The sequence below is a fragment of the Streptomyces tyrfis genome, assembly GCF_037034285.1.
GTDB lineage: Bacteria > Actinomycetota > Actinomycetes > Streptomycetales > Streptomycetaceae > Streptomyces.
Genome location: NZ_JBAGJZ010000007.1, coordinates 125,549 through 151,462 on the forward strand (window position 1 = coordinate 125,549; position 25,914 = coordinate 151,462).

The window sequence follows — 25,914 nt, forward strand, 5'->3', positions numbered from 1 at the left end:
AACCGTTCCAAGGGGGAATCACCCACCATGTCCTCGCCCGTCCCGTCCCGGCCCGGATCCTCGTCCGGAGCACCGTCCGGCCCGCCGTCGTCCGGCGGGGAGCCGGTGCTCGAACTCCGGAGCCTCACCCGCACCCACGGCAGCGGCGTCGCGGAGGTGCACGCCCTGCGCGGCATCGACCTGTCGGTGTACGCCGGTGAACTCGTCGCCGTGATGGGGCCGTCCGGTTCCGGCAAGTCCACCCTGCTCACCATCGCCGGCGGGCTGGACACCGCGACCAGCGGCCAGGTCATCATCGAGGGGCAGGACATATCCGTGCTCGGCCGCAAGGGCGTCGCCGCCCTGCGCCGCCGCAGCGTCGGCTACGTCTTCCAGGACTACAACCTGATCCCGGCCCTCACCGCCGCCGAGAACATCGCCCTGCCGCGCGAGCTCGACGGGGTCTCCGTCCGCAAGGCGCGCAAGGAGGCCCGTGCGGCGCTGGAGGAGATGAACCTCATCCAGCTCGCCGACCGGTTCCCCGACGAGATGTCCGGCGGCCAGCAGCAGCGGGTGGCGATCGCCCGCGCCCTGGTGGGCGACCGGCGCCTGGTGCTCGCTGACGAACCGACCGGGGCCCTCGACTCCGAGACCGGCGAGGCCGTCCTGGCGCTGCTGCGCACCCGTTGCGACCGGGGCGCGGCCGCCGTCATGGTGACGCACGAACCGCGGTACGCGGCGTGGGCGGACCGGGTCGTGTTCCTGCGGGACGGCTCGATCGTCGACCAGACGCTCACCGTCGGCGCCGACGCGCTGCTGACCGCCGAGGGCGCCCAGTGAGCGTGTTCACGGGCTGGCGCGCCGCCCTCCGGATAGCCAGGCGGGACGCGGCGCGCGCCAAGGCCCGCAGCGCGCTGGTGATCGCGATGATCGCGGTGCCGGTGCTCGGCGTCACGGCCCTGGACGTGACGTACTGGAGCATGACGCCGACCGTCGCGGAGACGCTGACCGCCGGGATGGGTTCGGCGGACGCCCTGTTCAGCGACCAGCGGATGGGCCCGCTGGAGCAGATGCCCGACGCGGAGATGTACCAGCAGGTCGAGGAGGGGGAGGAGGGCCGACCGACCGAGACCCCTCCCCCGGTCGACGTGCCGAAGACGTTCCCCAAGGGCTCGCGCGGAATCAGCATCCAGTCCGTGCCGGCGAGCGTCACCACCGAGTACGGCATCGCGGACGCCACCGTCTACGAGTTCCCCACCTCGGACGAGATGGCCCGCGGCAAGGCCGACCTGGTGCGCGGCGCCTACCCGCACGGGCCGGGCGAGGTGGCCGCCACCGAGCCGTTCCTCAAGGCGACCGGGCTGCGGGTCGGGTCGACCACCACCGTGCGCAACTCCGGCGAGACCTACAAGATCACCGGTGTCGTCGAGCAGCCGCACGATCTGGCGGCCAAGGCGCTGTTCGCGGACCCCGGGACGGTCATCGCCCCGTGGGCGGCCAAGGCCGAACGCGACAAGAAGGTGCTGCCGCCGAACGTCGGCTCCATGGAATGGCTGGTCAAGGGCCCCGCCGGGACCGGCGTGACCTGGCCCGACATCCTGAAGGCCAACGCGGCGGGCGTGCTCGTCACCTCCCGGCAGGTCGTCCTCGACCCGCCGCCGGACTCCGAGGTCCCGCTGGCCAAGAAGTACCAGGAGGAGGACTGGGGCGGCTCCGGGGGGAGCAGCCCCGCCCTGGTCACCGTGGTGGTCATGACGGTCCTGGAGATCGTGCTGCTCGCCGGACCGGCCTTCGCGGTCGGGGCGCGCCGCTCCCGCCGCCAGCTCGGCCTGCTCGGCACCTGCGGCGGGGACCGGCGGCACATCCGGTCCGTGGTGCTCGGCGGCGGTCTGGTGCTCGGCGGCATCGGCGCCGTGACCGGCGTGGTGGCCGGGCTCGGGCTCACCGCGGCGTTGCGGCCCGTGATCGAGGAGTGGGTGGGACACCGCTTCGGCGGCCTCGCCATCCGCCCGACGGAACTGCTCCTGATCGCCGTGATCGGCCTGGTCACCGGCGTGTTGGCCGCGTTCGCCCCGGCCGTCGTGGCGAGCCGGCAGTCCATCCTGGAGTCGCTCACCGGCCGTCGCGGCGTCCGGCGCTCGTCCCGGGTGCTGCCTCTCGTGGGCGTGTGCGTGCTGGCGCTCGGCTGCGTCGTCGCCGCCTACGGCGGCACCACCGGGGACTCGACGATGGTCTCCGGCGGCTCGGTCGTCGCCGAACTCGGCGTGCTGGCCTGCATCCCGGTGATCGTCGGCTTCCTCGGGCGGCTCGGCAACCGGCTGCCGCTCTCGCCGCGGATGGCGCTGCGCGACGCGGCCCGCAACCGCGGCCGCACGGCCCCCGCGGTCGCCGCGGTCATGGCGGCCGTGGCCGGTTCGGTGGCGATCGCCACCTACTCGGCCAGCCAGGTGGCCGAGCAGCAGTACCGGTACACCCCCAGCCTCACCTCGGGGACCATCCTGGTCAGGGCGGCCGACAACGAAGTGGCCGCGAAGCTGCCTCTGGCGCGGGCCGCCGTCGAACGGAGCCTGCCCGTCACCGGCGGACACTCCGACTTCAATCGGGTCTGGGCGGGCAGCGACTGCGACGTCTACTACGAGGAGGAGAACGCCTGCGGCACCATGCAGCTGGTCAAGCCCGTCGGCGAGGGCCACAGCTGCCCGCTCAAGGGCGAGGGCGCCAAGGAACTCGCCTCGCGGCTCTCCTCGGAGGAGCATCGGAAGCTGATGCGCACCCCTGCCTGCCTGGGCGAGCACGACGCCCCGAGCCCCTTCCCCGGCGACGAGAGCCAGATCCTGGTCGCGGACGCGAGCATCCTGAGCACGTATGTGAAGCTCGACGACCCGGCGGCCGTCAAGGCACTGGAGGCGGGCACCCCGGTGCTGCTCAACCCGGCGTACGCGAAGGACGGTGAGATCACCCTCAAGTCCGTCCACACGTACAACGACCGCGACAAGGAGAACCGGAAGCTGCACCCGGGCAAGGCCCGGACCACCACGGACCGGCTGAAGGTGTACGTGGCCGCGGAGAAGTACGCGGCCACCCCCGGCCTCCGCCTGATCCTGCCGCAGCAGACCGCGGACCGGCTCGGCCTGCACACCGCACCGGCCGGCAGCGTGTACACCGTCTCGCACGCCCCGACGGACGCCGAGCAGCAGCGGAGCAACGCGGCGCTCCAGCAGATCGGCAACGGCTTCTGGACCCAGATCGACTCCGGCCCCGGCCGGGGGGACGACTCCATGATGGTGGTTCTCACCCTGTTCGCCGGGCTGGTGACGCTGGGCGCGGCCGCGATCACGACCGGTCTCGCCAAGGCGGACGCCGAGGCCGACCTCAACACCCTGAGCGCGGTCGGCGCGCCGCCGACGGTCCGGCGGAAGCTCTCCGGCTTCCAGTGCCTGGTGGTGGCGCTCACGGGGGTGGTGCTGGGCACGGTCGCGGGCCTGGTGCCCGCGGTGGCGCTGCGCCTCATCGACCTGCGCGAGGCGCTGGCGGAGATGCGGCTCGAACCGATGCAATCGGCGTACACGCCGATCGAGGTCCCCTGGGAAACGCTCGGCCTGCTCGTCGTGGGCGTCCCGCTGCTCGCCGGGCTGCTCGCGGCGCTGATCACCAAGTCGCGCCTGACGCTGGCGCGGCGGGCCGGCTGACGGCCCGCGGCCGTTCCGGCGGGCCCGAACGGCCTGCGGCCGTTCGGGCGGAACGGCGTCCCGGTGCCCTCGCAGACGGTGGATCAACCGTTTGCGGGGGCACCACCGTGTTGCACGGCAGGTGTGGGAGACAATGACGCCATGGAGATGCCGAGGAATGAACGGTCGCAGGAGCACCCCCAAGTCCTCGTGGTGGGGCAGGACGGCATGGCGATCGGCGGCGGTGGCACTGACGACGAGTCGCGTGAGGTCCCGGTGACGGAGATGGTCGAACAGCCCGCGAAGGTCATGCGCATCGGCAGCATGATCAAGCAGCTCCTGGAAGAGGTGAGGGCGGCTCCTCTCGACGAGGCGAGCCGCGTCAGGCTCAAGGAGATCCACGCCAGCTCCGTGAAGGAACTGGAGGACGGCCTCGCCCCGGAGCTGGTGGAGGAGCTGGAGCGGCTCTCCCTGCCGTTCACCGAGGAGACGGTGCCGTCCGAAGCGGAGCTCCGGATCGCACAGGCCCAGTTGGTGGGCTGGCTGGAGGGGCTGTTCCACGGCATCCAGACGGCGCTGTTCGCCCAGCAGATGGCGGCACGGGCCCAGCTTGAGCAGATGCGCCGCGCCCTGCCGCCGGGCAGCGGACACGAGGAGGCGGACGGCGGGGACCAGCACGGCGCCATCCGCACCGGCCCGTACCTCTAGGCGATCGTGATCCGGGCCTTCGGGGGATCGTGATCCGGGCCGGACGGCTCGGCGCCGTTCGGCCGTACGACGGCGAGGAGGCCCGGCACACAGGTCACCGACCGTGTGCCGGGCCTCCGCCGTGCCGGGCCTCCGCCATGCCGGGCCTCCGCCATGCCGCCTGGGGCGGGCGTCAGCTCGCAGGGGCCCGCAGGAGCACCTTCCCGATGTGCGTGCTGGACTCCAGCACCCGGTGGGCCTCGGCGGCGTCCGGCATCGGCAGCGAGCGGTCCACGACCGGCCGGACGACCCCGCCCGCGATCAGCGGCCAGACGTGCTCGCGCACGGCGGCGACGATGGCCGCCTTCTCCGCGAGCGGACGGCCGCGCAGCGAGGTCGCGGTGATCGCGGCCCGCTTGCGCAGCAGGGCGTTCAGGTTCAGCTCGCCCTTCACCCCGCCCTGGAGGCCGATGATGGCCAGTCGGCCGTTGACGGCGAGCGCCTTCACGTTCCGGTCCAGATACTTCGCGCCGACGATGTCGAGGATGACGTCCGCGCCGGCCCCGTCCGTCGCCTTGCGCAGCACGTCGACGAAGTCCTGTTCCCGGTAGTCGATCAGGATGTCGGCCCCGAGCTCCGCGCAGCGGGCCAGCTTCTCCGGCCCGCCCGCAGTCACCGCGACGCGCGCGCCCACCGCCTTGGCCAGCTGGATCGCCATCGTGCCGATGCCGCTGGACCCGCCGTGCACCAACAGCGTCTCACCGGGGCGCAGATGGGCCACCATGAACACGTTCGACCAGACCGTGGCCGTCACCTCGGGCAGCGCCGCGGCCGACACCAGGTCGACCCCGTCCGGCACCGGCAGCAGCTGCCCCGCGGGCACGGCGACCTTCTCCGCGTAACCGCCGCCCGCGAGCAGCGCGCACACCTCGTCACCGACCGACCAGCCGCTGACGCCGGGCCCGATCGCGGAGACACGACCCGCACACTCCAGACCCGGATACGGCGACGCCCCGGGCGGCGGGTTGTAGTACCCCTGTCGTTGCAGCACGTCGGCGCGGTTGACCGCGCTCGACACGACATCGACGAGAACCTCGCCCTCACCGGCCACCGGATCGGGCACCTCGGCCCACACGAGCGCCTCGGGGCCACCGGGTTCGGGGATCGTGATCGCATACATGGCGGCGAGGCTACTCCGTGACGCCCCACCGGCGCGGACACCGGCCGGGCTAGGGGGTGTCTGATAAATGAGTGTGGGAGAAGGAGCGGGGGCCGGTGCGTGCGATCGCAAGGCTCCGCGAGCGTCTGCGTGGCGGAGCCACGTGGGCGGTTCGGCAACGCCGCGAGCGTGCGTGCCGGACCCCGCGACGCCGCAGGTATGTGTCAGACACCCCCTACGGGCGCGGCTGCGGGCCCCGGCCACCAGGCTGGGGGCCGGTTTCGCGTGCGGACGCCGGATACTGCCGCGGGCCGCCGAGGCCCGGGTGCCCCAGGGGCTGTTCGTGCGAGACGCGCACGATGGTGATCACGCGGTCGGTCAGCTGCAACGGGCTCGCCGCCGGATCGTCGTAGGCGAGGAGCCGGTGCCCCCGCAGCACGCTGACCACCAGATCGTCCGTCTCCCGGACGCTCTTGCCCACCTCGGCCTTTATCACCGGGCGTTCGACGAGATCGAGGCCGCTGCCCTGCTGGATCAGGTCCTCCATCACCGTGCCCGCGCTGGGGCTGAGGACGGAGAGCCCCAGCAGCCGTCCGGCCGCGCTGGCACTGGTGATCACGGCGTCGGCGCCGGACTGCCGCAGCAGCGGGGCGTTCTCCTCCTCGCGCACGGCGGCGACGATCTTCGCGGTCCGGTTGAGCTGCCGCGCCGTCAACGCCACCAGCACCGCCGTGTCGTCGCGCTGGGTGGCGATGATGATCTGACGCGCCTTCTGGAGCTCGGCCCTCAGCAGCACCTCGCTGCGCGTCGCGTCACCGACCACGCCCACGAACCCCTCGGCGTTGGCGATCTCGATCACCTTGCTCGCCGGGTCGACGACGACGATCTGTTCGCTTCTCAGGCCGGTGGCACGCAGGGTCTGGATGGCCGAACGGCCCTTCGTGCCGAACCCGACGACGATGGTGTGGTCACGCAAGTTCGTTCTCCAACGCTTCAGCCGGAAGTCCTCCCGGGTCCGTTCCGTGAGGACCTCAAGGGTGGTGCCGACCAGGATGATCAGGAAGAGCACCCGCAGCGGGGTCACGAGCAGCACATTGGCGAGCCGGGCGCTGTCGCTGTACGGGGTGATGTCGCCGTAGCCGGTGGTGGAGAGGGTGACGGTCGCGTAGTACACCGAGTCCAGCAGGTCGACCGTGTCGTCGGCGGCGTCGTGGTACCCCTTGCGGTCCACCCAGACGATCAACACGGTGATGGCCAGCACCAGCAGCGCCATCGACAGCCGTTTGGCCACCTGCCGGGCCGGCCGGTCGACGACCCGGCGGGGAAGCTGCACCCGGGTGGGTACGACGTGCTCGTCAGCGCGCCTGGCCATCGCATCGTGGCCGGGAAGTTTCACGTGAAACACCCTTCCGTCCACGGCGTCGCCGAGGCCCACGGTAGTTCGAGGATCTCCACCTCGGTGCCGGACCGTACCCCGCCCGGCGGTACGACGGCCAGCCCGTCCGCCACGGCGATGCCCCGGAGCATCGCCGGACCGTCGTAACGCAGCGGTACGACGTACTCGACGGCGCTCCCGGTTCCCGCCCCACCGGCTCCGGGACCGCTCGCCCCGGGACGGCCTGTCCCGGAGCCGCCCGCTCCCGGCGTACCGGGTCTCTCGCGCAGTACGGCAGACCTCTCGCGGGATGTGGCAGACCTCTCCCCGGACGCGGCGGGCCGGCGGGCGACGGGCACCAGCCGGGTGTCGTGCGGATGCCCCCGCACCTCGTCGCGTATGACGGCCCAGCGCGGCTCGCGCGCGGCATGCCCGGCCAGACCGCGCAACAGCGGCTGAGCGAGCGTGAGGAGGCCGGAGACGGCGGCCAGGGGGTTCCCGGGCAGCCCGACGACATACGGGCCGGGTTCCGGGTCGCCCGCCCCGAGTCTGGCCAGCAGCATCGGGTGGCCCGGACGGACGGCGACCCCGTCGACCGACAGCTCGGCCCCGAGTTCGAAGAGCACCGGATGGACGTGGTCGACCGGGCCGAAGGCCGTACCGCCCGTGGTGATGACCAGATCGGCGTCGGAGCCCGCGAGAGCACGCCGGAGCGCCCCCGCGTCGTCACCGAGCCGCCGCGCGGCGGAGACGTCCGCGCCCAGTGCCCGCAGCCAGGGGCCGATCATCGGTCCGAGCGCGTCGCGGATCAGTCCGTCGTGCGGCAGTCCGCCGGTCAGCAGCTCGTCCCCCAGGACGAGGACATCGACCCGGGGACGCGCGACGGTGACCAGTTCGTCGTATCCGGCGGCGGCGGCCAGGCCGAGGACGGCGGGGGTCACCACGGCTCCGGCGGGCAGCAGCCGGTCGCCGGAGCGGCATTCCTGGCCCCGCGGCCTGATGTCCTGCCCGGGGTGCACCCGGCCGCCGGCGTGGAGCAGGCCCTTGGCCACGTCGACCCGGCCGTGCTCGCTGCGGATCACGGCGTTGGCGTCCGCCGGGATACGCGCGCCGGTGGCGATCCGTACGGCCTCCCCGTCGGAAAGCCGGGCGGGGGCGCCGCGACCGGCGAGAATGCCCGGTTCGGTGCCCCGGCCGGTCTCGGCGAGCCCGCGGATGGTCCACGGTCCCGGCCCGGACACGACCCAGCCGTCCATGGCGGAGGTGTCGAAGGGCGGCAGATCCGTGAGGGCGGTGAGCGGTTCGGCGAGCACGCGGCCGAGCGCCTGGTCGAGGGGGAGACGGCGGTCGCGGACGGGTGTCCTGCGGCCCGACCGCGCGGCGAGGGCGCGCGCCTCCTGCCACGGAACCGCCCGCCCCCGGCGCTCCCGCCCCCGCGACCGAGCGGAGCCCCCCTCCGACCCCGAGCCCGAGGGCGCGGGCGCGAGGGCAGGGGCGGGCGACGGCGGGAACGGGGACGAGCCCGAGGGCGGCGGGGACGAGACGGAGTCGCGGGGCTCATGGGCGCGCCCCGACGCGGCCCCGGCCCGTCCGGCGGCGCCCTCCTGCCCACCGGCAGCGGGATCGGGAGCGAGGTCGGGGTCGGAATCGGGGTCGGAGTCGGACCATCCGGCTGCGGGCCACTGCGTGTCGGAGACCGGGTCGGGCCATCCGGCGGAGACGTCCGCGGCGGCCCGGCAGTCGGCGGAATCCCGGTCGACGGAGGCCCGCCCGGCCGACGGCCGCCGCCCGGAAGACGGTCCCCGATCACCGGCCGGCCCCCGCTCGGCAGACGACCCTCGATCAGCAGACGACGCCCGGTCGGCAGACGACCCTCGATCAGCAGACGACGCCCGGTCGGCAGACGCCCGGCTGCCGGCGGAGGAGCCGCCGCCCGTCGGGGCAGGCCGACCGGAGGCGTGCGGCTCGCCCGCCGCCTCTCCCCTGACCAGGGCAAGGGCCTGCTCAACAGCCAGATCGTCCTCGGCCGCCCACGCCTCCTCCGGGCACGGGCCCAGACTCAGCCCCAGATCCTCCTGGAACGGGCCGAAGCTCTTGCCCTGGTCCTCCGGGCACGGACCAGGGCTCGAACCCGGATCCCCCTGGCACGGACCGGGGTCCGGGCTCGGCCCCGAGCCGGAGACCGAGGTCCGCCCTGCTTCCGGCCTCGTCCCGGCCTCCGTCCCCGTCCCCGTTCCCGCCCACGGCGACGCGCTGCCGGTGCCCGTCGTCGGCCCGGGGCCGACAGCCGACGACCGCGGCCGGGACCCGGCGGCCGCCGAAGGCCCGGAACCGGTCACCGCGGAAAGGGGGTCGGGCCCGCCGTCCCGGATCGTCATTGACTCTCGTTCTCGTCCGCCCACCGCATGGCCAGCGCGGCGGCCTTGCGCGCGGCCTCGGCCACCGCCTCCGGACCGCCGTCGTCCCCGCTCGCCTTCGCCGCGGCGTACCCGACCAGGAAGGTCGTCAGCGGCGCGGCCGGGCGGGCGACCCCGTGGGCGGCGTCACGGGCGAGGTCGAGCAAGACAGTGGTGTCCACGTCGAGTTCGATACCCAGTTCGTTCTTGACTGCGGTGATCCATTCGTCCAGCACGTTCCCATGCTCCCTGATGCGGGCCCGGGCCGCCGCGATGTCCTCCCAGGTGTCGCAGTCGAAGGAGGCGAGAGGACCGGCGGGCACCCGTGCCAGATTCAGTTCGCCCGTCAGCAGCCGCAGCGGCAGCCCGGACAGGCCACCGTGCTCGGCGGCGATCAGGGCGAGTTCACGGCGTAGCGGTTCGGCCGCGTAGACGGCGACGAGCGGCTGGTCGCGCCCGTCCCGGTCCGTGCACAGGGCCCCCTCCCACCCGCCGTCGGCGGCCGCGTGCAGCAGCGCGGCGACGGTGGTCTCCGCGAGGAACGGCAGGTCGGCGGAGAGCACGAGCACCCAGTCCGCGCGGGTCTGCCGTACCCCGGCGTCCAGGGCGGCCAACGGCCCGCCGCCCCGGGGCGCCTCGCGCGTCCAGGTCACCGCGCGCGCCGTGGGACGACGCCCGCCCACCACCACCGTGGTCGTGGCGCCCGCGCAGGCGGCGAGCACCCGGTCGAGCAGGGTGCGGCCGCCGATCCGGATCCCGGGCTTGTCCGCACCGCCCAGTCGTGCGGCGGTGCCCCCGGCAAGGACGATGGCGTCATACGCGGTCATGCATCCGAGTATGCGGGCCGCCTCCTCCCCTCATCCGCCCGGGGAGGGAGCGGGAGGACGAGGGATGGGAAGGGGACCGGACGAAGGCGCCGCGACCACGCCCCCACGGCCGTCCGCCACGACTACAACGTGCGCAGCAGCACCGCCGGTTGTTCCACGCAGTCGGCCACGTACCGCAGGAACCCACCCGCCGTGCCGCCGTCGCAGACCCGGTGGTCGAAGGTCAGCGAGAGCTGGACGACCTGGCGCACGGCGAGTTCGCCCCGGTGCACCCATGGCTTGGGCACGATCCGGCCGACGCCGAGCATCGCCGCCTCCGGGTGGTTGATGATCGGGGTCGAGCCGTCGACGCCGAACACCCCGTAGTTGTTCAGGGTGAACGTGCCGCCGGTCAGCTCCGCCGGGGATATCGTTCCGGCCCGCGCGGCCTCGGTCAGCCGGCTGATCTCGGCCCCGATCGACTCCACGTTCCGGGCGTGCGCGTCCCGTACGACGGGGACGACCAGTCCGCGCTCGGTCTGGGCCGCGAACCCGAGATGGACCTCGGGCAGCCGCACTATCTCCCGCGCCTCCGGATCCACTCTGGAGTTGAGCTCCGGGAACCGGGCCAGCGCGGCGGTGCAGATACGTGCCAGCAGGGCCAGCACCGACACCTTGGGCCCCATGGCCGCGCCGCCCGCGCCGTTCATCGCGGCTCGGGCCGCCATCAGCTCGGTGGCGTCCGCGTCGACCCAGCACGTGGCGTCGGGGATCTCACGGCGGCTGCGCGCCAGCTTGTCCGCGACCATGCCCCGCACCCCGCGCAGCGGGATCCGCTCAGCGGCCGGTGCGCCCGCCCGGCCCGCCTGCGACGCCGGCCCCGGCCCCGCCGGCGCCGGCGTCGCGACCGGCTGGGCGGCGGTCCGGGCCGCCGCGGCCTCCGCCGACGCCCGGATCGCGGCCTCGACGTCGGACCGGAGGATCAGCCCGTCGCGCCCGGACCCCGCCAGTCGGCGCAGGTCGAGGCCGTGCTGTCGCGCCAGCTTCCGCACCAGCGGCGAGACGACGGCCACCGGGCCCCCCGACGGCTCCGGATCCCCGGCGGAAGTCGCCGGAGCGCCCCCGGCCTCGGCGGCCGTGCCCCGCGCGAGACCGGGAGGGGCCTGAACGGCCTCCCGGACGACCGATGCCCCGGGCCGCACCCGCCGACGACGTGCCACCGGCGCGCCGGTCCCGTATCCGACCAGCACATTGCCGGACGACTCCGCCGCTGCGGTACCGGCATCGGACACCGGCCCGCCCCCGGAACCCCCGCCGGCCGCGGCAGGACCGGCGTCGGCACCGCCACCCGCCACCGGGCCCGCGCCCACGCCCGCCGACTCGCCGGACCCCGCCGCCGCCCCGGCCCGCCCCGAGGATCTCCCGGACCCCGCCGAGCCCACGGACTCCCCGGATCCGGACGCCTCACCCGCTCCGCCGTCACCGGCCCCCACCGCCACGGTCAACAGCGGTGCGCCGACCGGAAGTTCCGCGCCCTCCTCACCGAACCGCGCCGTCACCACGCCCCCGTACGGGCACGGCACCTCCACCATCGCCTTGGCCGTCTCGACCTCGACGACCGGCTGGTCGATGGCGACGACATCGCCGACCTCCACCAGCCAGCGCACGATCTCCGCCTCCGTGAGCCCCTCGCCGAGATCCGGCAGCCTGAATTCCAGTACCTGGGCCATCAGCTCTCCGCCTCCCACTGCAACCGGGCGACCGCGTCGAGCACCCGGTCCACACCCGGCAGGTGGTGCCGCTCCTGCATCGGCGGCGGATACGGGATGTCGAACCCGGCGACCCGCAGCACCGGCGCCTCCAGATGGTGGAAGCACCGCTCGGTGACCCGGGCCGCTATCTCGCCGCCCGGACCGCCGAAACCGGAGGACTCATGGACGACGACCGCGCGCCCCGTGCGCCGCACGGAGGCTGCGACGGTCTCGTCGTCGAACGGCACCAGCGAACGCAGATCGACGACTTCGAGGTCCCAGCCCTCCTCGACCGCCGCCTCCGCGGCCTCCATGCAGACCGGCAGCGAAGGGCCGTACGTGATCAGCGTCGCGCCGCGCCCGCGTCGGCGGACGACGGCCCGCCCGATCGGCTCGACGGCCGGAGGAGCGTCGGGCGACCAGTCCGCCTTCGACCAGTAGAGCCGCTTCGGCTCCATGAAGACCACCGGGTCGTCGGAGGCGATCGACGCCCGCAGCAGCCCGTACGCGTCCTCGACCGTGGCGGGGGTGACGACATGGAGACCGGGCGTCGCCATGTAGTACGCCTCCGAGGAGTCGCTGTGGTGCTCGACCCCGCCGATCCCGCCGCCGTAGGGCACCCGGACCGTGATCGGCAGCGGCATCGCCCCGCCCGTCCGGTTCCGCATCTTGGCGACATGGCTGACGAGCTGCTCGAACGCCGGATAGGCGAACGCGTCGAACTGCATCTCCACCACGGGCCGCAGCCCGTACATCGCCATGCCGACGGCCGTGCCGAGGATGCCCGCCTCGGCCAGCGGGGTGTCCGTGCAACGGTCCTCGCCGAACTCCTTCGCCAGGCCGTCGGTGATCCGGAAGACCCCGCCGAGCGTGCCGACGTCCTCCCCGAGGACATGCACCGCGGGGTCCTCGGCCATCGAGTCGCGCAGCGCCCGTCCCAGGGCCTGGGCCATCGTGGCGGGTCTGGCCTTCGCCGCCCGCGTCCCGGCCGGCGCCGCTGCCGTGGTCATCGCCCCTCCTCCGTCCGGTCGCCCGCGGCCTGTTCCCGACCGGCCTCCCACTCGGCGCGCAACTGGTCCGCCTGCTCCCGCAGTTGCGTGGTCCGCTCCGCGTAGACGTGGGTGAAGAGGTCCATCGGGTCCAGCACCGGATCGGCGTTCATCCGCTCGCGCAGCGCCGTCGCCATCCGCTCGGCCGCCGCGCGCGCCTCGTCCTTCCCGTCGTCGTCGAGCAGGCCCCGCCCGGTCAGCTCCCGTTCCAGAAGCAGGATCGGATCATGCGCGCGCCACGCCTCCACTTCGCCGTCGGTGCGGTAGCGGGTGGCGTCGTCGGCGTTCGTGTGGGCGTCCATGCGGTACGTCACCGCCTCGACGAGGGTCGGCCCGTCGCCCCTCCGCGCCCGCGCGACCGCCTCCCCGAGGACCTGGTGCACCGCCACCGCGTCGTTGCCGTCGACCAGCCGGCCCGGCATCCCGTACCCCACGGCCTTGTGCGCCAGCGACGGGGCCGCGGTCTGCTTCGCCAGCGGCACGGAGATCGCGAAGCCGTTGTTCTGTACGAGGAAGACGACCGGGGCCCGCCAGACGGCCGCGAAATTGAGCGCCTCGTGGAAATCGCCCTCGCTGGTCCCGCCGTCGCCGACCATGGCCAGCGCCACGACGTCGTCGCCCCGCAGACGCGCCGCGTGCGCCAGGCCCACGGCGTGCGGCAACTGGGTGGCGAGCGGGGTGCAGAGCGGTGCGATGCGGTGCTCGCGCGGGTCGTAGCCGGTGTGCCGGTCGCCGCGCAGCAGCGTCAGCGCCTCGACCGGATCCAGGCCGCGCGCCACGGCCGCCAGCGTGTCGCGGTAGCTGGGAAAGAGCCAGTCCCTCTCCTCCAGGACCAGCGCGGCCGCTATCTCGCAGGCCTCCTGCCCGGTGCTCGACGGGTAGACGGCGAGCCGCCCCTGCTTGGTCAGGGCCGTGGCCTGCGCGTTGTACCTGCGGCCGCGGACCAGCTCCGCGTAGAGCCGGAGCAGCAGCCCGGGGTCGGCTTCGCCCACGGCATCCGTACCGAGCACGCGGTACGGCTCGGGGTCCGGGAGCAACGGCGCGGGATCGGTGAGCGGCTTCCAGGCCGGGGGCGGCGTGGGGCGGTAGGCCGCCGCGCCGGGCAGCTCTTGGACCGTCATGACAAGCACCTCCTGGCATCGAGGGGTTCCGAGCGGCATCTGTCGGCGTCGGGATCGTCCGATGCCGAGGGGTGTCGAAGGGGTCGAGGGGGCGTCCGGGGGCCGAAGGGTGTGGTAGGAGCGTCGAGAAGCGTCGGGTGGGCATCCCGGGCGTCGAGGGACTTCCGGGATGACGACATGGAGCGATACGTCGGGCACTGTCCGAGGCGCGGCTGTGACCCGCCTCACCTACCGATTGTTCGGTCGTGAGCGCATTTTGGCTACAGGCGCCTCCAGCCTGTGGACAAACGGTTATCCACAGCCTGGGATAGGGACAGGTCGTCCAGGGCGAGGAGGCGCGGGCACATGTCGGCTGAACAAATGGCCGCGGGGGTCGAGGAACCCGAGCGGATCCCGCCCGCGCGCCCGCTCGACGCCATCGACCGCGACATCCTGCGGCTGCTCCAGACGGACGGCCGCGCCTCGATACGGTCGGTGGCCGACCGCGTCCATGTGTCCCGGGCCAACGCGTACGCCCGGATCAACCGGCTCGTCGACGACGGGGTGATCCGCGGCTTCACCGCCCGGATCGATCACGAACGGGCGGGGCAGGGCGCCTCCGCCTACATCACGCTCAAGATCGTGCAGAACTCCTGGCGCACCGTGCGCGAGCAGCTCCAGGCCCTGCCGGGAGCGACCCACATCGCGCTCGTCAGCGGCGACTTCGACGTTCTGCTGCTGGTGCACACCCCGGACAACCGGTCGCTGCGCGAGCTGGTCCTGACGAAGATCCAGTCCATTCCGGAGGTGCTCTCCACGCGCACGCTCCTCGTCTTCGAGGAGACGGACCTGACCCCCGGACCGGACCGGCCCTCCGAGCTCGCCTGAGGAGCCGGGAGCGAGACCGGGGCCGGCGAACACGAACCAGAGGCCGGGGACGGCAGGGATCAGGGGGCCGGAGCACGAACCAGGGGCCGGGGGCCGGCACGGATCAGGGGCCGCGTACCGGGAACAGCGAACCGGGGGCCGGCCCCGCGGCCCGCCCGCCGCCGTGGCTCAGCGGCTGGACCGCACGCCCTCGAAGGCCACCCGGACGACCGTGTCCGCCAGCCGCTCCCCGTCGACGCCGCCGTCCGGCTGCGGCCGGTACCACTCCACCAGGGAATTGATCATCCCGAACAGCAGCCGCGTCACCAGCCGTATGTCCACGTCCGCGCGGAGATCGCCCTCCGCGACGGCCGCCCCGAGCAGCTCGGTCACCCGCTGGTCGAACTCGCGCCGCCGGTCCATGGCCCAGCGCTCGGTCTTCGTGTTGCCCCGCACGCGCAGCAGCAGGGTGACGTAGGGCAGCTCGGCCATCAGCACGTCGACGGTGCGGCGGGTGACGTATTCGACGCGCTCGATCGCCCGCCCCTGCGTCGCGCCGGGCTCGTCGAGAATCCCGAAGAGCCCGTCCAGGGCCCGGCTCACGGCACGGCGGAGCAGCTCCTCCTTGCCCGCGACATGGTGGTAGATGGAGGACTTGGAGATGCCCGCCGCCTTGGAGAGGTGCTCCATCGACGTGCCGTCGTAGCCGCGTTCGTTGAAGACCCGGACGGCGACGGTGAGCAGGGTCTCCGGGGTGTACGTGTCCCGCTTGGCCGTGGTCATGTCCGCGATCCTCCCCTACCGGTTGTCCACAGGTTGGGCGGGCCCCCTTGTCCCGACCGATCGTTCGGTTACTCTAACTCTGTCCGTCTGTCCCCGCCCAGCTCGATGAGGAGTTGGTCCTTCATGGCCGCCGAGCTCACCCCGCGTCTGCTTGCCGAGAAGCACCGCCCCACGCTCGACCAGGCACTCGACGCGATCCGTACGCGCGTCTACTGGTCCCCGCACCCCGAGCACCCCAAGGCGTACGGCGAGGGCGGCGTCCCCGGCAGCCTGAGCCTCGCCGAGGGCAAGGCGGCCTTCGACGCCGTGCTGCACACCCGTATCGACCTCGGCCAGCCGGGCACGGACGGCTGGACGGGCGGCGAGGTCTCCCCGTACGGGCCGGAGCTGGGCGTCGAGTACCCGCACGCCGACCCGGACGTCCTGCTTCCCGCGATGCGCGCGGGAATGGCGGCCTGGCGGGCGGCGGGGCCCGAGACCAGGGCCCTGGTCTGCCTGGAGATCCTCTCGCGGATCAGCGCCAGAACCCATGAGTTCGCCCACGCCGTGATGCACACCAGCGGTCAGGCGTTCATGATGGCGTTCCAGGCGGGCGGCCCGCACGCCCAGGACCGCGGGCTGGAGGCCGTGGCGTACGCGTATGCGGAGCAGGTCCGCACGCCGCACGACGCCGAATGGTCCAAGCCGCAGGGCAAGCGTGCCCCGCTCGAACTGCGCAAGTCGTTCACGGCCGCGCCGCGCGGCATCTCGCTGCTGATCGGCTGCAACACGTTCCCGACGTGGAACGGCTATCCGGGGCTGTTCGCCTCGCTGGCCACCGGCAACCCCGTCCTGGTCAAGCCGCATCCGCGCGCCGTGCTCCCGCTCGCGCTCACGGTCCGGCTGGCCCGCGAGGTGCTCGTCGAGGCGGGCTTCGCCGCCGACCTGGTCGCCCTGGCCGCCGAGCGGCCCGGCGAAGGCATCGCGAAGGCCCTCGCCGTGCGCCCCGAGATCAAGATCATCGACTACACCGGGTCCACCGCCTTCGGCGACTGGCTGGAGGCCAACGCCCGCCAGGCCCAGGTCTACACGGAGAAGGCGGGGGTGAACACGATCGTCCTCGACTCCACCGACGACTACCGCGGCATGCTCGCCAACCTGGCCTTCTCCCTCTCGCTGTACAGCGGCCAGATGTGCACCACCCCGCAGAATCTGCTGATCCCCCGCGACGGCATCGCGACCGACGCCGGCGACAAGACGTACGACGAGGTCGTCGCCGACATCGGCGCCGCGGTCGACGGCCTGCTGGGCGACGACGCGCGGGCGAGCGCCCTGCTCGGCGCCCTCGTCAATCCCGCGGTGAAGGCCCGGCTGGAGGCGGCGGAGGAGCTGGGCGAGCTCGCGCTGGCCTCCCGCGAGGTGGCCGACGCGGAGTTCCCCGACGCCGTGGTCCGCACGCCCGCGATCGTCAAGCTGGACGGCAACAAGCCGGACGACGCGGAGCACTTCATGTCGGAGTGCTTCGGCCCGGTCTCCTTCGCCGTCGCCGTCGACTCGACGGCCGACGCCGTGGAGCTGCTCCGCCGCACGATCCGCGACAAGGGCGCGATGACGGTCGGCGCGTACACCACCTCGCCGGAGGTGGAGCAGGCGGTGGAGGACGTCTGCCTGGACGAGTCGGCCCAGCTGTCGCTGAATCTCACCGGCGGGGTGTACGTCAACCAGACCGCGGCGTTCTCCGACTTCCACGGCTCGGGCGGCAACCCCGCGGCGAACGCGGCCCTGTGCGACGGTGCCTTCGTGGCCAATCGCTTCCGCGTGGTGGAGGTCCGCCGCCAGGCGTGATCCCGTCCTCCCAATCCCCACTCCCACCCCGCTTCCCGGAGCACGGGGTGGGGGTGGGGGTCAGGTGGGGCCGGGAGCCCCTGGAGAGTCGCAGCCCCGGAGAGCCGCAGGCCGGGGCACGGGAGGAAAGGAAGCGGGGCGGCCAACGCGCGGGCGCGACGGTCGGCGTGCGAGCAGGATGGCCGGCGCACGGGCGGGGCAGCCCGCGCGAGAGCCGCCGTTACCGCTCCGCGCCCGGGATCTCCGCGTAGCGCTGGATCCACGCGTGCATGGCGATCGCGGCGGCGGCGCCCGCGTTGATCGACCGCGTCGATCCGAACTGCGCGATGGAGCACACCATCGACGCGTGCTTTCGGGCCTCCTCGGTCAGTCCGGGTCCTTCCTGCCCGAAGAGCAGTACGCACCGGCGCGGCAGCTCGGTGCGTTCCAGCGGCACCGCGCCCGGCAGGTTGTCGATCCCGATGATCGGCAGCCCCTCCGCCACCGCCCACGCGGTCAGCGACTCCGTGTCCGGGTGGTGCCGTACATGCTGGTAGCGGTCGGTGACCATCGCCCCGCGCCGGTTCCAGCGCCGCCGGCCCACGATGTGGACCTCCTTGGCGAGGAAGGCGTTCGCGGTGCGCACCACGGAACCGATGTTGAAGTCGTGGCCCCAGTTCTCGACCGCCACATGGAAGTCGTGCCGCCGCAGATCCAGGTCGGCGACGATCGCCTCCCGCGTCCAGTAGCGATAGGCGTCGCCGACGTTGCGTCGGTCGCCATGGGCGAGGAGTTCGGGATCGTACCGGTCGCCCGCCGGCCAGGGCAGCGGGTGCGGCCCGACCCCGACCGGTGTCCCGTACCCCTCGTCGTACTGCGTCGGCTCCGCGTCCTGCCCCCGGCCCGCGTCCGGACCGGACTCGCCGACGCCGGCGGACGGCGACCGGTCCCGGCCGGGGGACGTGCCCCGGCCGCCGCCCATCGCCCGGCCCCGTCCCGCCGCTCCGGATTCCTGTCCTTCCACGGGCTCGTCGCCTCCGAAGTCGCCTCCGAAGGGGTCGTCGTCTCCGGCGGGACCGGTACCGCCGATGCTGCTGCCGCTCTCACTGCTCACCCGACGAGCGTATGGCTCCCGTCGTCGCTCCGTTTCAGGGCCTCGGCATCGGGGGCGCTCCGCTGGGCCGGCACCTTGGCCGCGCGCCTGAACAGCCGCCGTCTGCCCAGGGCCACCCGGTTCCCGAACCACACCAGGAAGGCGGTCGGCAGGAACACGGAGTCGGCGGCGATCATCGCCATGGAGAAGAAGGGGAGGCCGAGCATCAGGGCGATGCCGGCGTGCTCGCAGATCATGGCCACGATCAGGACGTTCTTGACCCGCCGGTTGAACAGCGTGAAGGGGAACGCGACCTGCACGATCACCGTGCCGTAGCTCACCAGCATCACGATCACGCCGCTGGAGGCGAGGACGTCCGACAGCGCGGGCCACGGCGTGAAGTAGTCGAGCTTCAGCGGGTAGTACAGCGCCGTTCCGTCCTGCCAGCGCGAGCCCTGGACCTTGTACCAGCCCGCCGTCGCGTAGATCACGCAGACCTCGGCCATGATCACGACGAGGGCCGCGTTGTGCGCGAGGTTGGCGATGACGTCGAACAACGTGCGCAGCTCACTGTGCGGCGCACGCCGGTTCACGATCCACCAGAGTCCCTGGCCCGCCCAGAGGATCCAGAGAAGGGCCGGAAGCCACCAGGTGCCGCCCAGCCCGTCGGTCAGCGTGGCCGCGATCAGGACCAGGCCCAGCGCCGTCCAGAGGACCGGACCGACCGCGTCCCGCCGCGTCGTCGGCACCGGTTCCCCGGCGTCCGCCCCGGCCGGCGGCGCCGGATCGGCGGCGCGCGCCGCACGGGCCGCGCGGCGCGCGTCCAGCGACCAGACTTGCCCGCAGCGCGTCAGCACCAGGTATATGGCCATCAGGTGGATGACGTTGTCACCGCCGTCGCCCAGGAAGATGCTGCGGTTCTGCAGGGACAGCACACCGGCCATGAAGAGGACCGACACGGCGCGGGTGTGCCACCCGAGCATCAGCAGCGCGGCCGAGAGCACGGCGACCGCGTACACGATCTCGAACCAGACCGTGCTGTCCGACCACATGAGCGCGGTGAACGCCCGGTTGCCCGCTATGAGCTGCCGCGCCATGTCCCAGCCCCATGGGGCGTCGGGACCGTACATCTCATGGCGATGGGGTGTCTCGCGCAGCAGGTACAGCAGAAAGGTGGCGGAGAAGCCGATCCGGACGACGGCGCTCTGGTACGGGCCGAGGGCCGAGGAGGTGACGCGCTGGACGCCGCGGGCGAGCCTGCGGTCGAGGGAGACCGTACTCACTTGCGGGCCCCCTCGGCGTTGCCGGGAATGTCGGCCGGGGTCACGGTCCACCAGGGCAGCTCCCGGTAGAACGGCTTGGTGTTGATCTTCTCGTTGCTCCAGGCGGGCGCCGCGACGGACCGCGTCTCGGAGCGGAGCTGGATGCGCTCGACGGTGCCGCCGTAGTCGTGCTCGCCGAGGCGCTGCATCGCGAGGCGGCGGATGTAGCTCTCGGAGAGGTTGCCGCGCAGGCCGTTGGGCCGGTTCTCGTTGTCGTGCGAGTTGACGTAGAAGTCCCAGCCGCGACGCAGCGCGTTCTGGTGGACGTGGCTGGGGGCGAGGCTGCCGCGTATCGCCTTCGCGTCCTCACCGGACAGGCTCATCCAGGGCGTGGTGCGCCGGCCGTCGGGCCCCGCCACCTCGGCCCGTACGTGAACGGCCACGTTCTGCTGGAGCGGGTTCGGGGCGAACAGCTTCCAGTTCTGCTCGAACTCCGGGTAGATCCACTCGTCGACGGCTTCGCCGTGCTGCTTGGTGAGCGTGTTGGACGGTGCGACGTGCAGGAAGACCATCGCCAGGTGACCGCAGGCGAGCAGTCCGATGACCGACAGCGCGACCGCGGCCGCGATCTGGTAGGGCAGCGAGAGCGCGGCCATGCCGCCGCGGACGCCCCGCTCCGGTCCCGGCCCTGAGGCGGCGGCCGGTCCCGGTCCTGAGGCGGCGGCCAGGTCCGAAGCCGGTCCCGGTCCTGGGGCATCGGCGGCCGGTCCCGGAGCCGGTCCCGGTCCGGGTACTGGGGCGGCTATGGCGACCGGACCTGATTCCGGTTCCGGCCCTGGGACGACGGCGGCCGGGTGCGGAGCCGGTCCCGGGTCGACGCCGGCCGGTGTGCCCGCGCCCGGGCGCGGTCCGTCGGCCCGCCCCTCCCGCGCCTCCCGCCGAGGCGGCCGGCCCGGCCCGGCTCCCCCGCTCCCGGCCTCGGCGTCCGTGTCGTCGTACGAATCCATCCCGCCCCGATCCCCGTCGATCCCGGTCAGTTGTCCACAGGGTTGACACCCTACGGGCCACCGACACACCATTGAAGACGACGAACCGAACGATCGGTCGGTTGGTAGGGAGTCCGGGATGACGGCAGTGACTGCGGGCCAGACGCCCCAGACGGGAGCAGTCGGGCCCGAAGGGGCGGACGCGGCCCTTCGGGCGTCCTTCGACGCCGCCGTGGCGGCGGACGAGCGCATCGAGCCGCGCGACTGGATGCCGGAGGCGTACCGCACCTCGCTGATCAGGCAGATGGCCCAGCACGCCCACTCCGAGATCATCGGAATGCAGCCGGAGGCCAACTGGATCTCGCGCGCGCCCTCGCTGCGCCGCAAGGCGATCCTGATGGCCAAGGTGCAGGACGAGGCCGGACACGGGCTGTATCTGTACAGCGCCACGGAGACGCTGGGCGCCAGTCGCGAGGAGCTGCTCGACAAGCTGCACGCGGGCCGTCAGCGGTATTCGTCGATCTTCAACTACCCCACGCTGACCTGGGCGGACGTCGGAGCGATCGGCTGGCTGGTGGACGGCGCCGCGATCACCAACCAGGTGCCGCTCTGCCGCTGCTCCTACGGCCCCTACGCCCGGGCGATGGTCCGGATCTGCAAGGAGGAGTCGTTCCACCAGCGCCAGGGGTACGAACTGCTGCTCGCCCTCAGCCGCGGCACCCCGGCCCAGCGCGAGATGGCGCAGGACGCGGTGAACCGCTGGTGGTGGCCGTCGCTGATGATGTTCGGCCCGCCGGACGACGCCTCGGCCCACTCGGCGCAGTCGATGGCCTGGAAGATCAAGCGGCACTCCAACGACGAGCTGCGGCAGCGCTTCGTGGACATATGCGTCCCGCAGGCGGAGGCCCTGGGACTCACCCTCCCGGACCCCGACCTCCGGTGGAACGAGGAGCGCGGACACCACGACTTCGGGACGATCGACTGGACGGAGTTCCAGGAGGTCCTCAAGGGCAACGGCCCGTGCAACGAGCAGCGCCTCACCCAGCGCCGCCGGGCGCACGAGGAGGGCGCCTGGGTCAGGGACGCGGCGGCCGCGTACGCCGCGAAGCACGCACCGGCACGGAACGGGGAGGCGACGGTATGAGCAGCTCGACCGACTGGCCGCTGTGGGAGGTGTTCGTGCGTTCGCGCCGCGGGCTGTCCCACACCCACGCGGGCAGCCTGCACGCCCCGGACGCGGAGATGGCCCTGCGCAACGCGCGCGATCTCTACACCCGCCGGTCCGAGGGCGTCTCGATCTGGGTGGTCCCGTCCGCCCAGGTGACGGCCTCCTCGCCCGACGAGAAGGACTCGTTCTTCGAACCGGCCGCCGACAAGCCGTACCGGCACCCCACGTTCTACGAGATCCCCGAAGGGGTGAAGCACCTGTGACCGCGGCCCTCGCCCTGGGCGACGACGCGCTGGTGCTCTCGCACCGGCTGGGGGAGTGGGCGGGCCACGCCCCCGTGCTGGAGGAGGAGGTGGCGCTGGCCAACATCGCCCTGGACCTGCTGGGACAGGCCCGGGTGCTGCTCTCCCTCGCCGGGAACGAGGACGAACTGGCCTATCTGCGCGAGGAACGCGCCTTCCGCAACGTCCAGCTGGTCGAGCAGCCGAACGGCGACTTCGCCCACACCATCGTCCGGCAGCTCTGCTTCTCCGCCTACCAGCATCTGCTGTACGAGCAACTGGCGGCCGGCAGCGGCCCGTTCGCGGGCCTGGCCGCGAAGGCGGTCAAGGAGGTCGCCTACCACCGGGACCACGCGGAGCACTGGACCCTGCGGCTGGGCGACGGCACGGCCGAGAGCCATGACCGGATGCAGCGCGCGGTGGACGCCCTGTGGCGATTCACCGGCGAGCTGTTCCAGCCCGTCGAGGGCGTGGAGGCCGACTGGGCGTCCCTGGAGGACGGCTGGCTGGGCTCCGTCGGCTCGGTGCTGGGGCAGGCGACCCTGACCGTGCCGGACGGGCCGAGGTCCACGGCGTGGGCGGCGGGCGCGGGACGCCAGGGCATCCACACCGAGCCCTTCGGCCGGATGCTCGCCGAGATGCAGCATCTGCATCGCAGCCACCCGGGGGCGACATGGTGACCGGGACGCCTCTGGAGACGGAGCTGCACCGGCTGGCGGGCTCGGTGCCCGACCCCGAGATGCCCATGCTGTCCCTGGACGAGCTCGGGATGCTGCGGGGCGTGGAGGTGCACGCGCCCGGCCGGGTCACCGTGCGGCTCACCCCGACGTACACCGGCTGCCCGGCGATCGAGGCCATGTCCGCCGACATCGAGCGGGTGCTCCACGACCACGGCATACCGGAGGTCTCCGTGGTCACGGTCCTCTCACCGGCATGGTCCACGGACGACATCAGCGCGGAAGGCCGGCGCAAGCTGGCCGAGTCCGGGATCGCGCCTCCCCGTCCGCACGACGCCGCGGCCCCCGCGGGCGGCGGTCCGGTGCCGCTGACGCTCGCGGTGCGCTGCCCGCACTGCGGCTCGACCGATACGGAGCTGCTGAGCCGGTTCTCCTCCACCGCCTGCAAGGCGCTCCGCCGGTGCGTGGCGTGCCGCGAACCGTTCGACCACTTCAAGGAGTTGTAGATGTTCCATCCGCTCCGGGTCCGGGCGATCGAACGGCTCACGGACGATTCGGTGGCCGTCACCCTCGTCGTGCCGCCCGAGCTGCGCGAGACCTTCCGCCACAAGCCCGGTCAGCATCTCAATGTGCGCTGCACGGCCGACGGCCAGGAGATCCGCCGCTCGTACTCGATCTGCTCCCCCGCCGCCGAGGAGCCGGCCGATCCCGTGCTGCGCGTGGGCATCCGGCTGGTGGACGGCGGGGTGTTCTCCACCTACGCGCTGAAGGAGCTCGCGGTCGGCGACGTGGTCGAGGCAATGCCCCCCATGGGCCGCTTCGTGCTCACGCCGCGCGCCGGCCGTTTCGCGGCGGTCGTCGGAGGCAGCGGGATCACGCCGGTCCTGTCGATCGCGGCGACGCTGCTGGAGCGGGAGCCCGACGCCACGTTCTGCCTGATCCGGAGCGACCGGACGGCGGGATCGACGATGTTCCTGGACGAGGTGGCGGACCTGAAGGACCGCTACCCGGACAGGTTCCAGCTGGTCACGGCGCTCTCCCGGGAGGAGCAGCAGGCGGGTCTGCCCTCCGGTCGGCTGGACCGGGACCGGCTCGGCCGGCTGCTGCCCGCGCTGCTCCCGGTGGCGGAGGTGGACGCCTGGTATCTGTGCGGGCCGTTCGGCCTGGTCCGGGCGGCCGAGAACGCGCTGCGCGAACTGGGCGTCGACCGGACCCGCGTCCACCAGGAGATCTTCCACGTGGACGACGCCCCGGAGGCGTCCGCCCGCCCCCGGATCGAGGCGCCCGCCCACAGCAGACTCACGGCGACGCTGGACGGCCGCTCCGGCACCTGGCCGGTCCGGGAAGGGGAGTCACTGCTGGAAACGGTCCTGCGCAGCCGCTCCGACGCGCCGTACGCCTGCAAGGGCGGCGTGTGCGGCACCTGCCGGGCGTTCCTCGTGTCGGGCGAGGTCCGGATGGACCGCAACTACGCGCTGGAGCCCGAGGAGACGGACGCGGGGTATGTGCTGGCGTGCCAGTCGCACCCGGCGACGGCGGAGGTGGAGCTGGACTTCGACCGCTGACCGTCCCCGCCGCCCACGCTCTCCCCGCCCCCCGTCCCGCGCCCGTTCCCCGCACGCCCGCTCCCTTCACTTCTCATAGAACCTGTTCTATCTTGACGGCCCGTCAGATATGGGTGCGGGAACAGCGGTTCGCGGGAGGCCGGAACGATGGACTTCACCTTCACCGAGGAACAGCGGGCAGCCGCCGAGGCGGCGAAGGCGGCCTTCTCGGGCGTCGCGCCGGACGGCGTGCCCAGCCCCGCTCTCGTGCCGGGCGCGGTGGCCGACGACATCGACCGGCCCCTGTGGGCCCGGCTCGCGGCCGGTGACCTGCTGAGTCTGCCCCTGTCGGAGGAACACGGCGGGGCGGGGCTCGATCTGGTCGCGCTCTGTCTGGTGCTGCGGGAGTCCGCCAAGGTGCTCGCGCGGGTGCCGCTGCTGGAGACATGCGCGGTCGCGATAGCACTGCAGCGGTACGGCGACCCGGTGTCGGCCGCCGGTCTTCTGCCGTCGGTCGGCCGGGGCGAGCTGGTCCTCACCGTCGCGGCCAACGGCCGCTCCGGCCACGACCCGGCTGAACTCGCCGTGACCGCCCGCCGGCCGGCCCACGGCACGGACGGCGACGACGTCCACGCCCGGCTGGACGTTCACACCCGGGTGCTGGACGGGACGCAGACGGGGGTGCCGTGGGCGGCCTCCGCCGACCGGATCGCGATCCCGGCCCGCACGGAGGAGGGCCGGGCCGTCGTCGCCCTCGTCCGACCGGACCAGGAAGGCGTCACCCTGGCCGAACAGTTCTCCACCAGCGGCGAACCGCTCGCCGAGGTCCGGCTGGACTCGGTACTCGTCGAGGGCGGCGCGCTGATCGACGCCGACGGGGCTTGGGAGTGGCTGCGCGCCGTACTCACCACCGGGACCTGCGCCCTCGCGCTGGGGCTGGGCGAAGCCGTGCTCGCCATGACGAGTGAATACACCGGCAAGCGCGAGCAGTTCGGCCACCCGATCGCGACCTTCCAGGCCGTCGCCGTGCAGGCGGCGGACCGGTACATCGACCTCCAGGCCATGGAGGTCACGCTCTGGCAGGCAGCCTGGCGTCTGTCCGCCGGAACCGACGGCGCGCTTCCGGCGGAGGGCGATGTCGCCGTGGCGAAGATCTGGGCCTCGGAGGGGGTCCGACGCGTCGTGCAGACGGCACAGCATCTGCACGGCGGCTTCGGCGCGGACACCGACTACTCTCTGCACCGCTTCCACGCCCGCGCGAAGCAGGTGGAACTCGCCCTCGGCCCGGCCGCCGCGCACGAGGAGGCGCTGGGCGACCTGCTGGCCTCACACCTCCTCGGCTGACCTCGCCCTCCCCGCTCCTCCCCGTCCGGCGCCCGTTGCGCGGGGCCGGCCACACGGAGGGGGTGAAGGCGGGAGAACGGCGGCGGGCCGGCCCGAGGCCGGGCGTTCCCAAGACCGGGCGTCCCCGAGACGGGGC

Annotated in this window: 21 protein-coding genes and 1 pseudogene; 11 read left to right on the forward strand and 11 right to left on the reverse strand. The window is 73.1% G+C overall.

The features are described from left to right. Positions 1 to 27 precede the first annotated feature (27 nt). The 3 genes from WA762_RS07730 to WA762_RS07740 all read left to right on the forward strand — a co-directional run bounded on the left by WA762_RS07730 (position 28) and on the right by WA762_RS07740 (position 4,355). Positions 28 to 819 carry an ABC transporter ATP-binding protein gene (locus tag WA762_RS07730; RefSeq protein WP_335934028.1) on the forward strand — a complete coding sequence of 264 codons (792 nt, stop codon included), beginning with the start codon at positions 28 to 30 and terminating at the stop codon, positions 817 to 819. Then, complete coding sequence (locus WA762_RS07735; protein WP_335934030.1) at positions 816 to 3,668, forward strand: FtsX-like permease family protein; 2,853 nt, start codon at positions 816 to 818, stop codon at positions 3,666 to 3,668. Before WA762_RS07730 ends, WA762_RS07735 begins: the two co-directional genes overlap by 4 nt. 141 nt (positions 3,669 to 3,809) lie before the next feature. Continuing rightward, the gene (locus WA762_RS07740) at positions 3,810 to 4,355 is read left to right on the forward strand and encodes a bacterial proteasome activator family protein (protein ID WP_335934032.1); all 546 of its coding nucleotides are present in this window, start codon (positions 3,810 to 3,812) and stop codon (positions 4,353 to 4,355) included. 172 nt (positions 4,356 to 4,527) lie between these two features. Here the strand turns inward: WA762_RS07740 and WA762_RS07745 are convergent, their stop codons facing one another. The 7 genes and pseudogenes from WA762_RS07745 to pdhA all read right to left on the reverse strand — a co-directional run bounded on the left by WA762_RS07745 (position 4,528) and on the right by pdhA (position 13,991). Next, on the reverse strand, positions 4,528 to 5,514 hold the full coding sequence (locus WA762_RS07745; protein WP_335934033.1) for an NAD(P)H-quinone oxidoreductase: 987 nt from the start codon (positions 5,512 to 5,514) through the stop codon (positions 4,528 to 4,530). Positions 5,515 to 5,728: 214 nt separating this feature from the next. Then, positions 5,729 to 6,928, reverse strand: coding sequence for a potassium channel family protein (locus WA762_RS07750; RefSeq protein ID WP_335934034.1), 1,200 nt, complete (start codon positions 6,926 to 6,928; stop codon positions 5,729 to 5,731). Continuing rightward, positions 6,886 to 8,409: pseudogene (locus WA762_RS07755) on the reverse strand (molybdopterin molybdotransferase MoeA); the annotation flags it as partial. The pseudogene WA762_RS07755 and the gene WA762_RS07750, both read right to left, overlap by 43 nt. Positions 8,410 to 9,242: 833 nt before the next feature. Beyond that, positions 9,243 to 10,091, reverse strand: coding sequence for an NTP transferase domain-containing protein (locus WA762_RS07760; protein WP_335934035.1), 849 nt, complete (start codon positions 10,089 to 10,091; stop codon positions 9,243 to 9,245). 122 nt (positions 10,092 to 10,213) lie between these two features. Continuing rightward, positions 10,214 to 11,800: a dihydrolipoamide acetyltransferase family protein gene (locus WA762_RS07765; protein ID WP_335934037.1), complete on the reverse strand. Its 1,587-nt coding sequence runs from the start codon at positions 11,798 to 11,800 to the stop codon at positions 10,214 to 10,216. Next, positions 11,800 to 12,831, reverse strand: coding sequence for an alpha-ketoacid dehydrogenase subunit beta (locus WA762_RS07770; protein WP_335934039.1), 1,032 nt, complete (start codon positions 12,829 to 12,831; stop codon positions 11,800 to 11,802). The genes WA762_RS07765 and WA762_RS07770 overlap by 1 nt, the downstream gene beginning before the upstream one ends. Continuing rightward, positions 12,828 to 13,991, reverse strand: a complete 1,164-nt coding sequence (gene pdhA, locus WA762_RS07775; protein ID WP_335934040.1) for a pyruvate dehydrogenase (acetyl-transferring) E1 component subunit alpha — start codon at positions 13,989 to 13,991, stop codon at positions 12,828 to 12,830. The genes WA762_RS07770 and pdhA overlap by 4 nt, the downstream gene beginning before the upstream one ends. Positions 13,992 to 14,351: 360 nt before the next feature. Here pdhA and WA762_RS07780 point away from each other — a divergent pair, with 360 nt between their 5' ends. Continuing rightward, on the forward strand, positions 14,352 to 14,858 hold the full coding sequence (locus tag WA762_RS07780) for an Lrp/AsnC family transcriptional regulator (protein WP_443080542.1): 507 nt from the start codon (positions 14,352 to 14,354) through the stop codon (positions 14,856 to 14,858). A 168-nt stretch (positions 14,859 to 15,026) separates the two neighbouring features. Here the strand turns inward: WA762_RS07780 and WA762_RS07785 are convergent, their stop codons facing one another. After that, a complete protein-coding gene (locus tag WA762_RS07785; protein WP_335934044.1) occupies positions 15,027 to 15,620 on the reverse strand; it encodes a TetR/AcrR family transcriptional regulator in 594 nt (197 codons plus the stop codon). 123 nt (positions 15,621 to 15,743) lie between these two features. Here WA762_RS07785 and paaN point away from each other — a divergent pair, with 123 nt between their 5' ends. Further along, positions 15,744 to 17,444: a phenylacetic acid degradation protein PaaN gene (paaN, locus tag WA762_RS07790; protein WP_335934046.1), complete on the forward strand. Its 1,701-nt coding sequence runs from the start codon at positions 15,744 to 15,746 to the stop codon at positions 17,442 to 17,444. 220 nt (positions 17,445 to 17,664) lie between these two features. On the opposite strand, the gene WA762_RS07795 is transcribed toward paaN, so the two are convergent. From WA762_RS07795 to WA762_RS07805, 3 genes are all read right to left on the reverse strand, one after another. After that, positions 17,665 to 18,405, reverse strand: coding sequence for a TrmH family RNA methyltransferase (locus tag WA762_RS07795; RefSeq protein WP_335934158.1), 741 nt, complete (start codon positions 18,403 to 18,405; stop codon positions 17,665 to 17,667). Positions 18,406 to 18,533: 128 nt separating this feature from the next. Continuing rightward, positions 18,534 to 19,799, reverse strand: a complete 1,266-nt coding sequence (locus tag WA762_RS07800; RefSeq protein ID WP_335934048.1) for an HTTM domain-containing protein — start codon at positions 19,797 to 19,799, stop codon at positions 18,534 to 18,536. Beyond that, the gene (locus tag WA762_RS07805; RefSeq protein ID WP_335934049.1) at positions 19,796 to 20,785 is read right to left on the reverse strand and encodes a DUF5819 family protein; all 990 of its coding nucleotides are present in this window, start codon (positions 20,783 to 20,785) and stop codon (positions 19,796 to 19,798) included. The genes WA762_RS07800 and WA762_RS07805 overlap by 4 nt, the downstream gene beginning before the upstream one ends. A gap of 118 nt (positions 20,786 to 20,903) precedes the next feature. On the opposite strand from WA762_RS07805, the gene paaA reads away from it, so the two are divergent. From paaA to WA762_RS07835, 6 genes are all read left to right on the forward strand, one after another. Further along, complete coding sequence (gene paaA / locus WA762_RS07810) at positions 20,904 to 21,908, forward strand: 1,2-phenylacetyl-CoA epoxidase subunit PaaA (RefSeq protein WP_335934050.1); 1,005 nt, start codon at positions 20,904 to 20,906, stop codon at positions 21,906 to 21,908. Further along, a complete protein-coding gene (gene paaB, locus WA762_RS07815) occupies positions 21,905 to 22,195 on the forward strand; it encodes a 1,2-phenylacetyl-CoA epoxidase subunit PaaB (RefSeq protein WP_335934051.1) in 291 nt (96 codons plus the stop codon). The genes paaA and paaB overlap by 4 nt, the downstream gene beginning before the upstream one ends. Further along, positions 22,192 to 22,893, forward strand: a complete 702-nt coding sequence (gene paaC, locus WA762_RS07820; protein ID WP_335934053.1) for a 1,2-phenylacetyl-CoA epoxidase subunit PaaC — start codon at positions 22,192 to 22,194, stop codon at positions 22,891 to 22,893. Before paaB ends, paaC begins: the two co-directional genes overlap by 4 nt. Next, complete coding sequence (gene paaD, locus WA762_RS07825) at positions 22,887 to 23,396, forward strand: 1,2-phenylacetyl-CoA epoxidase subunit PaaD (protein WP_335934055.1); 510 nt, start codon at positions 22,887 to 22,889, stop codon at positions 23,394 to 23,396. Before paaC ends, paaD begins: the two co-directional genes overlap by 7 nt. Beyond that, positions 23,397 to 24,455: a 2Fe-2S iron-sulfur cluster-binding protein gene (locus WA762_RS07830; protein WP_335934056.1), complete on the forward strand. Its 1,059-nt coding sequence runs from the start codon at positions 23,397 to 23,399 to the stop codon at positions 24,453 to 24,455. Positions 24,456 to 24,602: 147 nt separating this feature from the next. After that, positions 24,603 to 25,778: an acyl-CoA dehydrogenase family protein gene (locus tag WA762_RS07835; protein WP_335934058.1), complete on the forward strand. Its 1,176-nt coding sequence runs from the start codon at positions 24,603 to 24,605 to the stop codon at positions 25,776 to 25,778. Positions 25,779 to 25,914 lie beyond the last annotated feature (136 nt).

What these genes read in the sequence shown, in the direction of transcription:
- WA762_RS07730 (WP_335934028.1), top strand. Translation starts at nt 28, where the DNA reads ATGTCCTCGCCCGTCCCGTCCCGGCCCGGATCCTCGTCCGGAGCACCG.
- WA762_RS07740 (WP_335934032.1), top strand. Translation starts at nt 3,810, where the DNA reads ATGGAGATGCCGAGGAATGAACGGTCGCAGGAGCACCCCCAAGTCCTC.
- WA762_RS07745 (WP_335934033.1), bottom strand. Translation starts at nt 5,514, where the DNA reads ATGTATGCGATCACGATCCCCGAACCCGGTGGCCCCGAGGCGCTCGTG.
- WA762_RS07760 (WP_335934035.1), bottom strand. Translation starts at nt 10,091, where the DNA reads ATGACCGCGTATGACGCCATCGTCCTTGCCGGGGGCACCGCCGCACGA.
- WA762_RS07765 (WP_335934037.1), bottom strand. Translation starts at nt 11,800, where the DNA reads ATGGCCCAGGTACTGGAATTCAGGCTGCCGGATCTCGGCGAGGGGCTC.
- WA762_RS07770 (WP_335934039.1), bottom strand. Translation starts at nt 12,831, where the DNA reads ATGACCACGGCAGCGGCGCCGGCCGGGACGCGGGCGGCGAAGGCCAGA.
- pdhA (WP_335934040.1), bottom strand. Translation starts at nt 13,991, where the DNA reads ATGACGGTCCAAGAGCTGCCCGGCGCGGCGGCCTACCGCCCCACGCCG.
- WA762_RS07780 (WP_443080542.1), top strand. Translation starts at nt 14,352, where the DNA reads ATGGCCGCGGGGGTCGAGGAACCCGAGCGGATCCCGCCCGCGCGCCCG.
- WA762_RS07785 (WP_335934044.1), bottom strand. Translation starts at nt 15,620, where the DNA reads ATGACCACGGCCAAGCGGGACACGTACACCCCGGAGACCCTGCTCACC.
- paaN (WP_335934046.1), top strand. Translation starts at nt 15,744, where the DNA reads ATGGCCGCCGAGCTCACCCCGCGTCTGCTTGCCGAGAAGCACCGCCCC.
- WA762_RS07795 (WP_335934158.1), bottom strand. Translation starts at nt 18,405, where the DNA reads ATGGGCGGCGGCCGGGGCACGTCCCCCGGCCGGGACCGGTCGCCGTCC.
- WA762_RS07805 (WP_335934049.1), bottom strand. Translation starts at nt 20,785, where the DNA reads ATGGATTCGTACGACGACACGGACGCCGAGGCCGGGAGCGGGGGAGCC.
- paaA (WP_335934050.1), top strand. Translation starts at nt 20,904, where the DNA reads ATGACGGCAGTGACTGCGGGCCAGACGCCCCAGACGGGAGCAGTCGGG.
- paaB (WP_335934051.1), top strand. Translation starts at nt 21,905, where the DNA reads ATGAGCAGCTCGACCGACTGGCCGCTGTGGGAGGTGTTCGTGCGTTCG.
- paaD (WP_335934055.1), top strand. Translation starts at nt 22,887, where the DNA reads ATGGTGACCGGGACGCCTCTGGAGACGGAGCTGCACCGGCTGGCGGGC.
- WA762_RS07830 (WP_335934056.1), top strand. Translation starts at nt 23,397, where the DNA reads ATGTTCCATCCGCTCCGGGTCCGGGCGATCGAACGGCTCACGGACGAT.
- WA762_RS07835 (WP_335934058.1), top strand. Translation starts at nt 24,603, where the DNA reads ATGGACTTCACCTTCACCGAGGAACAGCGGGCAGCCGCCGAGGCGGCG.